At 55.1% G+C, this 13,869-nt stretch carries 9 protein-coding genes; 3 read left to right on the forward strand and 6 right to left on the reverse strand.

Annotation, left to right across the window (positions count from 1 at the left end):
* Positions 1–556: 556 nt before the first annotated feature.
* Entirely contained in the window at positions 557–1,330 is a 774-nt protein-coding gene (locus tag AABE20_RS11905; protein ID WP_338333258.1) for a Bax inhibitor-1/YccA family protein, read from the reverse strand.
* 407 nt (positions 1,331–1,737) lie between these two features.
* Here AABE20_RS11905 and AABE20_RS11910 point away from each other — a divergent pair, with 407 nt between their 5' ends.
* The 3 genes from AABE20_RS11910 (at position 1,738) to AABE20_RS11920 (ending at position 5,959) form a co-directional block, all read left to right on the forward strand.
* Positions 1,738–2,052 carry a hypothetical protein gene (locus AABE20_RS11910; protein WP_338333259.1) on the forward strand — a complete coding sequence of 105 codons (315 nt, stop codon included), beginning with the start codon at positions 1,738–1,740 and terminating at the stop codon, positions 2,050–2,052.
* A 208-nt stretch (positions 2,053–2,260) separates the two neighbouring features.
* The gene (locus AABE20_RS11915; protein ID WP_338333260.1) at positions 2,261–4,492 is read left to right on the forward strand and encodes a PQQ-dependent dehydrogenase, methanol/ethanol family; all 2,232 of its coding nucleotides are present in this window, start codon (positions 2,261–2,263) and stop codon (positions 4,490–4,492) included.
* 48 nt (positions 4,493–4,540) lie between these two features.
* A complete protein-coding gene (locus tag AABE20_RS11920; protein ID WP_338333261.1) occupies positions 4,541–5,959 on the forward strand; it encodes a c-type cytochrome in 1,419 nt (472 codons plus the stop codon).
* 751 nt (positions 5,960–6,710) lie between these two features.
* Here the strand turns inward: AABE20_RS11920 and AABE20_RS11925 are convergent.
* The 5 genes from AABE20_RS11925 to AABE20_RS11945 are packed head-to-tail and all read right to left on the reverse strand — an operon-like array spanning position 6,711 to position 13,822.
* The gene (locus AABE20_RS11925) at positions 6,711–7,982 is read right to left on the reverse strand and encodes an acyl-CoA dehydrogenase family protein (protein ID WP_338333262.1); all 1,272 of its coding nucleotides are present in this window, start codon (positions 7,980–7,982) and stop codon (positions 6,711–6,713) included.
* Positions 7,983–7,986: 4 nt separating this feature from the next.
* Complete coding sequence (locus tag AABE20_RS11930) at positions 7,987–9,273, reverse strand: MFS transporter (RefSeq protein WP_338333263.1); 1,287 nt, start codon at positions 9,271–9,273, stop codon at positions 7,987–7,989.
* Between the two features lie 10 nt (positions 9,274–9,283).
* Positions 9,284–10,324: an aliphatic sulfonate ABC transporter substrate-binding protein gene (locus AABE20_RS11935; protein ID WP_338333264.1), complete on the reverse strand. Its 1,041-nt coding sequence runs from the start codon at positions 10,322–10,324 to the stop codon at positions 9,284–9,286.
* A gap of 6 nt (positions 10,325–10,330) precedes the next feature.
* Complete coding sequence (locus AABE20_RS11940) at positions 10,331–11,386, reverse strand: amidohydrolase family protein (protein WP_338333265.1); 1,056 nt, start codon at positions 11,384–11,386, stop codon at positions 10,331–10,333.
* Positions 11,387–11,398: 12 nt separating this feature from the next.
* Positions 11,399–13,822, reverse strand: coding sequence for a TonB-dependent receptor (locus AABE20_RS11945; protein ID WP_338333266.1), 2,424 nt, complete (start codon positions 13,820–13,822; stop codon positions 11,399–11,401).
* Between the last annotated feature and the right edge of the window lie 47 nt (positions 13,823–13,869).

Below are 13,869 nucleotides of genomic sequence, written 5' to 3' on the forward strand. Positions count from 1 at the left end.
TGCCCTGCTGCCACAGAAGCCTGACAACAGCAAGAAAAACCGCGTCCCGGCAAGGGGAGCCCTTTCTGTTCCGCACCAGCAACACATTCTGGCCATCCAAGATGAATACCCCGAATATGTTGCTTACGGCGCAGCCCCCAAACTCGGCGGAAACGCATTGCGACTACTTTATTCCCTACGCGAGGATTCTCAAACGTCAGAAAAGTTCCATCTGCCTTTCGTCACAATCAGTTAGCCGCTGTGAGCATGGCTTTTGCCTACTTTTGAGGCGTCTGGATGGTGCAAATCGCACATCACGGAATGTTACAATATATTTCTAAAAATTCAATAATGGCAAAATTTAGTCTGAAATTTCATATTGTTAGAGACCACACAAAATCTCACATCCCTGTTACAACTTAAAGAATTGAAATCAGGACCATTTTTGCACCCATTCTTGTTTTTCATGCCATCATTCGGACCAAGCATAACTGCCCATACAAAAAAACCCGGCCATAACAGGCCGGGCTTTCCTTGAACGCGAGCAGAGTGCTGCGGAGGACTCTGCCTTCCGCTCTTAATCGCTGGAGTTACGGACACCCATGAACTGCAACAGAAACTGGAAGAGGTTGATGAAGTTCAGGTAGAGGCTCAACGCATCATAGACGCTGCGCTTGGCCGTCATTTCCGGGCCTTCATACGCGGCGAGCTGCGGGTAGGTGACCCGAATCCGCTGGGCGTCAAAAGCACTGAACGCGGTGAAGATAAGCACACCCACAATGCTATAAAGATAATACACCGTAGGGCTTTTGAGGAAGAGATTGACCAGACCGGCGATCATCAGACCGAAAAGCCCCATCATCAGGAACGATCCGAACTGCATCAGGTTCGCTTTGGTAACATAACCCCACAGCGAGGTCGCACCGAACATGCAGGCAGTCACCAAGAACACGCGCACAATGGAAGCACCCGTGTAAATGACGAACACACTGGCCAGACTGGCCCCCATGGCGGCACAGAACGCCCAGAACAGGGCCTGCGCCCCCTGAAGCGACAGACGGTTGATCCCAAACGACATGACCAGCACAAACGCCAGCGGAGACAGCATAGCCAGATCACCCAGCAGGGTGGGGCGTGGCAGCGGACCCGCGGCAGTCTGAAAGACCTGAAAGAACAGGCTGCTCAATCCGGTATTGGCAATAGCGTAAGCCACAATTCCGGTCAGCAGGAGGCCAGACGCCATCCAGTTATAAACACGCAGCATGTAACTGCGCAGTCCAGCGTCCAGACTGGCCTGATCGTTCCAGCCTGACGCTGATGCGGGGGAACGGTAGTCGCGACTAAACGACATGGTTTTCTACTCTCCTTATCCAGACAAGTCTGGCTTTGCTTTATACTTGTGGCTGCCCTGCCTTTCCGTCAAGGGTATGACACGTCATATAATAGAGGCCTACCAACAATCTGTTTGGTCTGCGGCTCTCCACACCCCGCCTCCAGTCATAAGGCCCGGATATGCACCTTATCGCCGGTCTTTCCCTTCCAATGGACATGCGCCTTTTTCTGCACGGTTTTCAGGATTTTTTTCCGTCAAAGGAATGGAAATCCGTGCCTGTGCTTTATCTGCCGCTGGTAGCCTTCGGGCACATACCACCCCCCGTATGGGAGGAGCTGGACCAAACCCTGTATACGCTCCGCCTGCCTGCCCCGGTCACGCTGAAGCATACGGGTTTTACCGTGAGTCTGAAACGGAACCGAATCATGCTGGAGGCCACGGTAGAAGCCTCTGTTATAGATCACCTTTCCGTGAAAATCAGGAACAGGGCACGGCTGGCCGGCGTGCCCTCAACCCGCACCCTGCTCCCCTCGGGTATCGCTCTGGCAGACGTGACAGATGTGGACCCAAATGTGTGTAATTTATGGCTTGCAACCCACCGCCATCTCTTTGCCCAGATAGAAGAAGTTTACGAATTCACCGTGTTCAAGACTGGGAAAAACCGCGAAAACACCTTTTTGGAAATCATGGCGGACTATCAGTTTACAGATATGTTCTCTCACCCCTCCAATTTGTTATAACATAGTTTTTCGGGTGTACTGCCGTTCCTCTCACATGCACCGGAACTGATCTTTCTTGCGCCTGTTCCCACCAAGGAACGAATATGTGGGGATGCAGCTATTCTCTCGGCGTGATTGACATCCAGCGCCCGCCTTGGCTGATGTGTGAGAAACCGGATTTCCGGCTCTATTTTTCCTCATCTTGATACACAGTCGAGGACATGAACGCATGACCCGCCCCGCCTCCGCCAAGAGACGTTCGCTGCTAGGAATTCTCGCGGCTGGAACAATCTGTGCCGCTGCCCTACCTTACGCAGCAGCCCCTGCCCGCGCCGACAGTCAGGGTGACACGGGACAAGCCATCATCCACGCCGATGAGCACCCCGAAAACTGGCTGTCCTATGGACGCACCTATTCTGAGCAGCGCTACAGCCCGCTGGATCAGATCAACCGCTCCAATGTTGGTAACCTGAAGCTGGCCTGGTACTTCAACCTGGACAGCAACCGCGGTCAGGAAGGCACGCCTCTGATTGTGGACGGCATTATGTATGCCACGACCAACTGGTCCAAAATGAAGGCCCTTGATGCGGCCACCGGTAAACTGTTGTGGGAATATGACCCCAAAGTGCCGGGCAACATTGCCGACAAAGGCTGCTGCGATACGGTTAACCGTGGCGCAGGCTACTGGAACGGCAAGGTCTACTTTGGCACGTTCGACGGCCGCCTGATTGCGCTGGACGCCAAGACCGGCAAAAAAGCGTGGGAAATCAACACCATTCCCGCCGATGCCTCCTTGGGCAAACAGCGCTCTTACACCGTTGACGGTGGCGTCCGCATTGCCAAGGGTCTGGTGCTGATCGGTAACGGTGGCGCAGAATTTGGCGCACGCGGCTTTGTCTCCGCCTTTGATGCGGAAACCGGCAAGCTGAAATGGCGCTTCTACACGGTTCCAAACAACAAGAACGAACCCGACCACGCTGCATCGGATAATGTTCTGATGACCAAAGCATACCGGACATGGGGCCCCAACGGGGCTTGGGTCCGTCAGGGCGGTGGTGGCACCGTATGGGATTCCATCGTTTATGACCCCGTGTCCGATCTGGTCTATCTGGCTGTCGGTAACGGTTCGCCCTGGAACTACAAATACCGCTCCGAAGGGATCGGCAACAACCTGTTCCTGGGCAGCATTGTGGCCGTCAAACCCGAAACGGGCGAATATGTCTGGCACTTCCAGGCAACCACCATGGATCAGTGGGACTACACCTCTGTCCAGCAGGTCATGACCCTTGATGTGCCGATCAATGGTGAAATGCGCCACGTTGTGGTGCAGGCGCCCAAGAACGGCTTCTTCTACATGCTGGACGCCAAGACGGGTGAATTCCTGGCTGGCAAGAACTACGTGTACGAAAACTGGGCCAGTGGCCTTGACCCGCTGACCGGCCGTCCGATCTACAAGCCCGAAGGTCTGTGGACCCTGAATGGCAACTTCTGGTACGGTATTCCCGGCCCGCTGGGTGCCCATAACTTCATGGCCATGGCGTACAGCCCCAAGACCCATCTGGTCTACCTGCCCGCACACCAGATTCCATTTGGTTACCAGAATCAGGTTGGCGGCTTTAAGGCGCACCCGGATGCATGGAACCTCGGTCTGGACATGACCAAGACCGGCCTGCCTGACTCGGCCGAAGCCCGCTCTGCTTACCTGAAAGACCTCAAGGGCGAACTGCTCGCATGGGATCCCGTTAAAATGGAAACCGTGTGGAAGATCGACCACAAAGGCCCATGGAACGGTGGCGTTCTGGCAACAGGTGGTGACCTGCTGTTCCAGGGGCTGGCCAATGGCGAATTCCATGCCTATGACGCAACCAACGGTGCCGACCTTTACAAGTTTGACGCACAGAGCGGCATTATTGCTCCGCCTGTGACCTACAGCGTAAACGGCAAGCAGTATGTTGCGGTTGAAGTGGGCTGGGGTGGTATCTACCCGATTTCCATGGGGGCCATGGGCCGTACGTCTGGCTGGACCGTCAACCACTCCTATGTGGCCGTGTTCTCGCTCGATGGTAAAGCCCAGCTGCCTGCCATGAACGAACTGGGCTTCCTGCCCGTCAAGCCGCCTGCGGAATATGACACCAAGGAAGCCGCCAAAGGCTACTTCCAGTACCAGACCTACTGCCAGACATGCCACGGCGATAACGGTGAAGGCTCTGGCGTGCTGCCTGACCTGCGCTGGTCCGGCGCCATCCGACATGACGATGCGTTCTACAACGTTGTTGGTCGCGGCGCACTGACCGCTTACGGCATGGACCGTTTTGACACGAGCATGAAGCCTGAGGAAATCGAGTCCATTCGTCAGTACCTCATCAAGAGGGCGAACGAGACCTATCAGCGCGAAGTGGATGCCCGAAAGAACGATCAGGGAGTTCCTCAGACCCCGGTCGTGGGCATTACGCCCCAATAAAGCGGCAGTCATAACGTCATTCGGTACACAAGCGATACAGTGGTAAAAATGATGATGAACAGACTAAAAGCCGCTCTTGGAGCGGTCACTGTCGGGCTTCTGGCAGGAACCTCCCTGGCACACGCGCAGGGAGCGGATGAAGACCTGATCAAAAAGGGCGAATATGTCGCCCGTCTTGGTGACTGTGTGGCTTGCCACACAGCACTGAACGGTCAGAAATTTGCAGGTGGGCTGGCTATCAAAACCCCCATCGGCATGATTTATTCGACCAACATCACGCCTGACCCCACCTACGGGATCGGCACCTACACGTTGCAGGAGTTTGATGAAGCCGTGCGCCATGGCATCCGCAAGGATGGCAGCACGCTTTATCCGGCCATGCCTTACCCGGCATTTGCACGCCTGACGCAGGACGACGTCAAGTCGCTCTACGCATACTTCATGCATGGTGTGCAGCCTGTAGCGCAGAAGAACCGTGAGGTCGGCATTAGCTGGCCCATGTCCATGCGTTGGCCGCTGGCGATCTGGCGCTCCATGTTTGCACCCACGCCCAAGGACTTTACGCCTGCTCCGGGCACGGATGCGGACATTGCCCGTGGTGAATACATTGTAACGGGTCCGGGGCATTGCGGCATGTGCCATACGCCCCGCGGCTTTGCCATGCAGGAAAAGGCGCTCGATGCTTCGGGTGGGCCTGACTTCCTTGGTGGTGGTGCTCCGATCGACAACTGGATTGCGCCCACACTGCGCAACGATCCGGTTGTAGGCCTGGGCCGCTGGTCTGAAGATGACATCTACCTGTTCCTTAAGTCCGGCCGTACCGACCACTCCGCCGTCTTTGGTGGCATGGCCGACGTGGTTGGCTGGAGCACCCAGTACTTTACGGACTCCGACCTGCACGCCATTGCGAAGTACCTGAAAGCCCTACCGCCGGTTGCACCGTCCCGGGGTGATTACACGTACGATCCGTCCACGGCTCAGGCTCTGGATTCAGGCAACACTGCCAATAACCCCGGCGCTCGGGTTTATGTTGATCAGTGCGCAGCCTGCCATCGTAATGATGGGGGTGGTGTAGCCCGTATGTTCCCGCCGCTGGCTGGTAATCCGGTGGTTGTTGGTGACGACCCGACCTCCATTGCCCATATTGTTATGGCCGGTGGTGTTCTGCCGCCCACCAACTGGGCACCTTCTGCCGTTGCCATGCCGGACTACAAGAGCATTCTGTCCGACCAGCAGATGGCTGATGTGGTCAACTTTGTCCGCTCCGCATGGGGCAACAAGGCTCCGGCCAATGCGACCGCTGCTGACGTTCAGAAACTCCGTCTGGACCACGCTCCGATCCCGACGACCGGCTGGGCTGACCCCACGTCCGCCACGTCAACATGGGGCCTGTTCATGCCGCAGCCTTACGGCTCTGGCTGGACCTTTGCTCCGCAGACCCATAACGGGGTGGACGCAGAACAGTAAGGTCTTCCAGACCTTACCTCTGCCGCTCACTTAGCGGGCAAGACTACAAAACACCGCAGTGGCAACACTGCGGTGTTTTTTTATGGCTTATTCCCCAAGAACTTCCTGAGCGCCCAAATTCGTAAATTGAATGATTGAATAGCGGTATTTTTCATACCTCAGAAACGTAGAGGCAACTCTTAAGCAGTATTCAAACGAAAGCATGATACTCCATCATAGCAATACAGATGCTACCGTTACCGCTCCAATCATATGACCTCGCCTACAACTGTTTCATATGAACAAAAGAAACGGCATGGCCAGTCACCATCCTTTTTTGATGGCAGAAAGCTGGTGCGATAGGCGCGTAAAATTATCTCCCCCAATGCTCACCGGCTCCATGCACAAGTAGCCAAAAACAAAACATGAAAACTCTTTATAAAGACAAAAGCATTGCTTACCCGTCCTTCTGAATAAGGCGGAAGGTCGAGCGCTTTATGCCCTTACGCTTAATAATTTCTGGGAAAAAATTCAGCTATATACCGGCTTTGGTCAGTCGGAATGACCAGCCACCCATACGCTCTCTACGGCCTGCCCACATAGAAATGGCCTCTCAAAAATTTCCGTTTCTGGAAACTTCCGGAGGCCATATCAACCCATTATTTTATTTCACATTACATGAAAATACAGTGGGTTTTCTCACAATAACGCCGAGTGAGCATTCCATACATTGCCCACTCGGAATGGGCCAGAAAACAAACAGTTTTCCGTTTTACACAGCTTTATCATTTTTGAAATGTGCTGGAAAAACCAAGGGTTCCTGATGCAGAACATGCTTGCCAATAACACGGCGCGCCAACACCTCTGGATCATGCGAAGACAGCGTCCGGACATCCCGCCAGTATTGATCAAAGTCCGCCTCCCGCCCGGTGGATCGGCCACCCAGCAGTTCAAAAACGCGGGGCGTAACATGCAGCGCAGTGCGCGCGGCAAACGTGCGGAGCGAGAGTGTTTCCAATGCTATGGCTCCATAGTCTTCATCCGTTAAGGTCGACCGCTGCTCCCATTTGTCCTGCACAAAAGCGATTGTCCGATCAAAATACGCCTGCGCAGCCTGAACCTGCACCCAGTATTCCGCAAATTCGGCCTGAATGAACGGGTCATCGGCTGAAACACTCACACCACCAAAGCTGCCCTGCCGCCGCCCACGCAGAACCCACTCACGCACCTGTTCCAGAGCCCCCAGAGTACGACCGATAAAAACAGCCGTATAAAAAATGGCGCCAAAACTGGCCCACAAAGGGAGTGGCCCAGTCTGGGCAGGGCTATGGCCCCAATGCAGGACTTCCTGCGGCAAAATACGCACATTATGGAACGTAATAGTGCCAGAATCCGTGCCACGCAGGCCTATCGGGTCCCAGTCATTATGGAATTCCAGCCCTTCGCGCGCTGTGGGAATAACTGCGTAAATATAGCGATCCTGATCGGGATGGATGGCCAGCAATGTTGTAATTTCGGCAAGGGGCGCACCTGTATTCCATTTTTTGGTCCCGGTAATGGTAAATCCCCCATCGGGATGATGCTGCGCCACAAACTCCTTATTTACATATTGCGTCACATTCCCCCAAAAAAAGCGATTATCCGCAGCATGGCGTACAATCCCGTCGTTCGCACCTGTGTAATCGGTCAGGAGCGGCACAAGGGAATTATAGTAATTAAACCCGAGCAGGGCAGCAGTTGAGCCATCAACCTTAGCAATTTCCAGCACGCTTTGCGCCGCATCCCGGAGCGACCCGCCACCGCCACCGAGCGCTTTGGGATAAAGCAGGCTGACAAGCCCGCTCTCCCGCAGGCGGCGGATCTGCTCCACTGGCCTTATACCGTCCAGATCGCGCTGAACGGCTCCTTGCGCAAACTCCTGTGCAAGCTGTTGCGCCGCCTTAACCCAGTCCTGCGGATAAGCTTCTACCTTCTGAGGGCGCGTTGCACGAACAAGGTCATTACGTGGGGCAGGAAAAGTTGTGTTTTTTTCGATAAAAGTCATGATATCAGCCTTTCCGTGAACTGTTTTTGGAGTAGATGATAAGCCATATCCAGAAAATGGATGATGCTGCGTAAAAAGCCGGACCAATAAGAATGGCCAGCGCCAGACCCGCATGATCGGAAATCAGCCCCAGCAGCCACGGAGCAAAAAGACCGGAGGCTCCGCCAGCCACCATGGCGCCAAAAGAACCAGAAATAGTGCGCAGGGCCGGAGGAACAGTCTCCACCAGCAAAGTGGTCAGACTTCCGGCCGTTGCCCCAAAAGAGGCGATCGCCAGTAAGGAAAACACCTCGCAGACCCGCAGGGAGGAAGACGTAAATGCGATGGCAAACAAAACAGATGCCAGCAGAGCACTCACAGCAAGCGATGCGGCAATCCCCCCCGTGCGACCGGCAAGGTAACGCCCCGTCAGCCACCCCCCCACTGGTCCAGCCGGGAGCGTGAGCATAAGGGCCGAAAAAGCAAAGCCCGTAGCATGCAGGTTATCCAGACCATGCACACGGTGCAAAAACGCGGGAAGCCACATCTGGGCCGTAATGGTCCCGGAAAAAAACAGGCTGAGCGCGATCAGATGAATGGTATAGGGCGCAATACGGAAAACAGAAAAATGCTCTTTCCAGCTTATATTGTTCTCTACAGCACCAACATGACCATCAGACTGGCCCGGAGTTGGTTCGGGCACAAACAGCAGCAGAACCCCCAGAACAAGACCGGGCAGACCTGTTAGAAAAAATGCCTGATGCCAGTTGGAATGTGCTGCAATCCATCCGCCAATACCAAATGCCAGCGCGGAACCAAGCTTGTTGCGCAACATAAAGAGCGAAAAAACAAAGTTCCGTTCTTTTTTATTATAAAGATCAGCCAGCCAGCCCGGAACAATGCCCTGATAGGCTGCCATGCCAAAGCTGGTGAGTGTGCGCCACAAAACCAGCGTAGCCAGCCCGGTCGATAACGCACTACCCGCTGAAGCAAGGCTCCAGAGCACAATAGAGGCGATCAGCACGGAACGACGGCTAAACCGTGCCGCCAGCACAGCAAAGAGCGGTGCCCCCACAATACCAGCCAGTGTGGAGGCAGAAGACACACTCCCAAAAGCCGCATCCGAAAGATGAAGATCAGCCTTGATCGGGGTCAGCAGGCCGGAAAGAACCATGTTATCCATGGCGCAGACCGTACCCGTAGCCAGCAACAGAACCAGCGCAGGATGGCGCGAGGCAACTGTTGCCCCAACACCTGGCGTGGCTGTCATACGCGGGCTGACCGGAGGAAGAGTTGTTGCAGTGGATGACATGGCCGTATCCTCATGCTGGCTGAGCGTGCGCAAAAACCACAGATTTTTCGGGTGTGCGTCGCGCAAGAGCCGTAGCGTCCGCCAGAATTGAACGATCAACCCAGCTTTCCAGATCAAAGTCTTTTTGGATCAGCCCCTGCTGCAACAAAAAGCTTTTTTGTACGTTCAGTGCTTCAAGGTAATCATCATTCAGATCAAGCCGGATACCCTGAGCAATGTTCTCGTACACCGCGGCAAGATTTTCAGGCGCCTGCCCCAGATCGGATGCCAGAGCACGCAGCGCCTCAAGCGGTTGGGTTGCAGCCCTGTCCGCCGTGCGGACAAGTGTTGCCACAATACGAACCAGAAGGTCGCGCTGCTCCTCGATCAGTGCCGTGCTGACGACCAGCCCCCGCAAAACTGACGGATGCACGCGGGAGACAAGGTCCGGCGCCAGCCGGGTATCATACACCACGTTCAGGCGTGGGTAGAGCCCGCCATCGGGGGGGATAGAAGCTGCCGCCGCGTCCACCACACCCTCTTGCAGCGCAGCCAGAGCGGAACGAAAGCCTGCCAGCAAAAAACTCTCCCGCCCACCGCGCGGTGGAAACGCGCGGGGGATACGCACCAGTTCAACATCATCCAGCCCCAGCCCGGCGGTCGCCAGAGTTGTCTGATAGATTTTAAGCTGCTGCGCAATCATCAGGTCAAACGGGCTGTCCGGGTTATAAAACACCGCAAGCCGCTTGCCCTTGAGTGTACCCGGTGCCGTAAGCGCGGAAGAATGCAGGGACAGAACCGGATAACGGCCATCCAGAAAAGCCAGACCGACAACCTTGCAGTCTACACCATGGCTTTTTTTCCATATGGCGGGAGCATGTCCGGCATTACGGAGCCAGAAGCGGTCCTTATGGTCATATTCCGTTTTTGGAGAAAACCCTACGGACTGAAACGTAATTTCAACATCCTTTTCCTCCGCAAACTCGGTGCGTAAAGTGCCCCATGCCTCTGCCAGCGCACTAATGGTCGGGACTGACGGGCAACGGGTATAATGGATAACCGGACGGGTCATGACCTCTTACTCCTGATGAGCAACATGCACGCCGTGGCGTGCCAGAAGCTGCTGTGCATTGTTGGAAAGAACCGCTCTCTGGCTATCGGGGTCCGCTGCCGTGGCCGCGCGCACGCGCTCCAGCGTTGGCTGAATATCGGGCACGGGAGCATAGTCGGAGCCAAATACAATGCGTTCAGACCCCAGAACACGCACAGCAGCAGCAACAGCGGCCGTGCCGCTCCCTGCGGCCCCCGTATCCAGCCATATCTGTTGAAAATGCTCGCGTAATGGTCCGGCCTGCACACGGGGCGAGACCTCGGCCTGTTCCGCCGCCAGCGCACCTAACGCCGTACCACCGAGCATGGCGATCTGGATTGTAACATCGGGGAACGGGGCCAGAAAATCTGTAAACGCCAAGGTTGCAACGGCCGAAGCAAAGCAGAACCCGTTATCTATAACCCAGCGCAGGGCTTCATTATCATCATGCAGAATATCAGGCGGCTGGCCATGCACCTTGGGGCTGGCAAACCCTGTATGCAGGTAGATATGGCTACGGTGCGCCTGCGCAACTTCAAAAATACCCCGGAAGGCCTCTGCCGAACGCCGGGAGAAAAACCCGTTAACTGGCAATACACCACCAATGAGACCCAGTTTTTCGTGCCCGCGCTCCAGTTCTTTGGCCGACCAGACCAGATTATCCGTGCTCAGGGCTGCAACAGCACTAAAGCGGGCCGGATGCTGTGCCACAAGGGCTGCCGTATCGTTATTCCACTGGGTCCACAAATCCTGTGTAGCGGCAAAAGGGAGGGCCGCATCGACCCCCAGTGTTGTTGGCCAAGATAAAAGCTGGTGTGCAACACCCACTTTATCCAGATGCGCCAGCCGGGTTTGCAGGTCATACCACTGTGGCCCAAGGGGGAAGGCGCCCCCCTTGCCCGCACCAGCCCCCGTGCGCCAAATGGCGAGTTCCTCACCTTGGCGTCCAATGCGCGGCGCATCCTGACGACGGCCCAGAATATCCAGCGTAGACGGTGCAAACCAGTGGGAGTGCAGGTCAATTACAGTTTTGCGAGTAGTCATGGCGCACCGTCCTCAAAAAAAGTCTACACGCGCAGAAAGCAGGAACATGCGAGGATTACTGTACTGGTAAGTAAAACGCTGACTTGTCGCAGAATAAGGCAGAACCTGCACCAGATAGCGGTTGCCTGTAATGTTGGTTATAACACCACTCAGTTCCCACCGGCTGTTGCCCGGACGGAAGGATGCATGAACATCCCCCTGCCACACAGCAGATTGCTGAAGCGCAGATGCTTTTTCGTTCGAAACGAGGTAGTAATAATGCCCCGTATAGTTCCAGTGTGTGCCAACGCTGCCTTTGCCAATACCGGTGCGGAAGTTCCAGTCGACCGAGACATTGGCGGTCTGGTGTGGCGCACGGGCGAACTCGTTCCCTTTCAGGCTGGTGGCACCCGTGGGAGCCGTAAACTCTGTAAACTTTGTTCTGAGAACACCCACATTCCCTGAAATTGTCAGGTCATCAACGGGTCGGGCCTGAAAGGAGAACTCCCCACCCAAAGTGCGCCCCGATGCTGCATTGGTGAGCGAAATAATAGTTGATTTTGTAGCCGCGTCCGTTGCTGTCCATGACGTTTGAATATTGTCATACTCGGAATAAAAACCATCGGCACTCAGGGTCAGGCGGTGGTTGAACCAGCTCCCTTTGTATCCCCCCTCATAAGAAATCAGGGTTTCGGGGTTAACGGCCCCTGCCTTCTGCAATGGCGTGCCACCACGATTGACCGGATTAGGGGTAATCTGGGTATTGAACAGACCAGAGCGGTAGCCATCGGCAATACGTGCGTAAAGCATATGGTTTTTACCAATCAGGAACTGTGGCTCCACGTCAAAGCTGACATTCGACCAGCTTCTTCCACCATGGTAACTGTCAATCCCGGCAATGGGAGAAAGGATGTTTTGCGCATTCCACCAGTTGGTCGCATTCCCCGCGAACGAGACAGGAGAGGTTGCCTGAACACTGTCCAGATCAAGCCGCAGGTGGTCATGTGTCCACCTTACACCACCAGCGACCTGAAACCACGGCACAATATGAATGGTTGTGTTGCCAAACAGGGCAAAACTATCTGTTGTCTGGCGGTACTGCGTGGATGCAAAGGCAGGCTGACCAATAATGGCAGGCGTTGTGGGCGCACCAGGCGGCAGCGTGGCCGTTGCATAATGGTCGTTCAGGGTTTCATGAAAATAATAGGCCCCGGCAATCCATGCGATCCGCTGGTGTGGGTCCGATGCAAGGCGGAACTCCTGACTGACCTGTGTGGGATGGAGTTTGTCATAGTTCCTGCTGTATTCAAGCGGTGTATAATCCCCATCCCCAGTCTGGCGGCGCTGTGCGTTTTCAAACGCCGTAATGGATGTAAAGGTCAGCCCATGGCCCGGATACCATGTTGTGTGGAGGGACACCCCTTCGGACACAAGCGCCTGCCGCCCGTTCACATTGGAGTTTGTCCAGTCCCGGCTACCAGTCTGGAGCGGTGAATAGACCGATTTTCCCGGAGCGCTATAATACGGCACGTTCGAACTTTGCATGTCACGCACATGCGTGTTGAGCAAAAACTCCAGATCATCCGAAGGCCGCCAAAGCGTTTGGAACCGGGCGGCAAAGTCGCCAAAGTTGCCAACATTCTTGCCTGTACTGGAATTTTTTGCCCAACCATCGGAATTTTCCTGACGAACAGACAGGCGTGTGGTCAGCGTATCCGCTATGATGGGGGTATTGAACACAAGCTCACCCCGTTTTTGACCATAATCGCCAAAATCGACCTGTGCGTGGCCTTCTTTTTTGAATTCTGGCTTGCGGGACGTAAACTGTATGGCCCCTGCTGTTGCGTTTTTGCCCCACAACGTTCCCTGCGGACCATTGAGAATGGCAACCTGCGCCTGATCAAAGAGCGGGAAACCCTGAAAGGTCAGGCTGTTCAGATAAACATCGTCTGCGTAAACAGCCACAGCACCAATGGCATTGTTCGCAACGTTTCCGTTACCAACACCACGAATGTAATAGCGTGGGCGCAGCCGACCATCAAAATTATAGCCCAGCACGTTAGGGGCAAAAGCCGCCACATCGACTGCACTATCCATATGCTGGCGGGCGATTGTGGTCGCGCTGATAGCCGTAACCGTTGCAGCAACTTTCTGAATATCCTGTGTGCGTCTGTTGGCCGTGACCATAACGGTCTCCAACCCACCCGATGCACTTGGACGAACCGCCCTGTCGGCCTTGACCGCCTTATCTGGCACCGGCGCGACTTTGGCGCGTGCAGGTTTGCTCTGGCTTTCGGCCCGGGCGGAAGACGTGGCGGACGCCACAAGACCTGATGCCAGAATCAGGGATGGCAAAGCAGCGCATGCAAGCCGGTTCCGCGTGGACAGGCAGGCCATAGCTCGCCCCGGCAGGGAGAGGAAGGACCGGGAAACCGGAGATGAAGGAGGATAGATCATGTTCCACGCCGCGTTGTTTTTAACCATTTACTATTTGAGTTAGTATT

The organism is Acetobacter zythi, assembly GCF_963921165.1.
GTDB lineage: Bacteria > Pseudomonadota > Alphaproteobacteria > Acetobacterales > Acetobacteraceae > Acetobacter.

What these genes read in the sequence shown, in the direction of transcription:
- AABE20_RS11905 (WP_338333258.1), bottom strand. Translation starts at nt 1,330, where the DNA reads ATGTCGTTTAGTCGCGACTACCGTTCCCCCGCATCAGCGTCAGGCTGG.
- AABE20_RS11910 (WP_338333259.1), top strand. Translation starts at nt 1,738, where the DNA reads ATGCTGGAGGCCACGGTAGAAGCCTCTGTTATAGATCACCTTTCCGTG.
- AABE20_RS11915 (WP_338333260.1), top strand. Translation starts at nt 2,261, where the DNA reads ATGACCCGCCCCGCCTCCGCCAAGAGACGTTCGCTGCTAGGAATTCTC.
- AABE20_RS11920 (WP_338333261.1), top strand. Translation starts at nt 4,541, where the DNA reads ATGATGATGAACAGACTAAAAGCCGCTCTTGGAGCGGTCACTGTCGGG.
- AABE20_RS11925 (WP_338333262.1), bottom strand. Translation starts at nt 7,982, where the DNA reads ATGACTTTTATCGAAAAAAACACAACTTTTCCTGCCCCACGTAATGAC.
- AABE20_RS11930 (WP_338333263.1), bottom strand. Translation starts at nt 9,273, where the DNA reads ATGTCATCCACTGCAACAACTCTTCCTCCGGTCAGCCCGCGTATGACA.
- AABE20_RS11935 (WP_338333264.1), bottom strand. Translation starts at nt 10,324, where the DNA reads ATGACCCGTCCGGTTATCCATTATACCCGTTGCCCGTCAGTCCCGACC.
- AABE20_RS11940 (WP_338333265.1), bottom strand. Translation starts at nt 11,386, where the DNA reads ATGACTACTCGCAAAACTGTAATTGACCTGCACTCCCACTGGTTTGCA.
- AABE20_RS11945 (WP_338333266.1), bottom strand. Translation starts at nt 13,822, where the DNA reads ATGATCTATCCTCCTTCATCTCCGGTTTCCCGGTCCTTCCTCTCCCTG.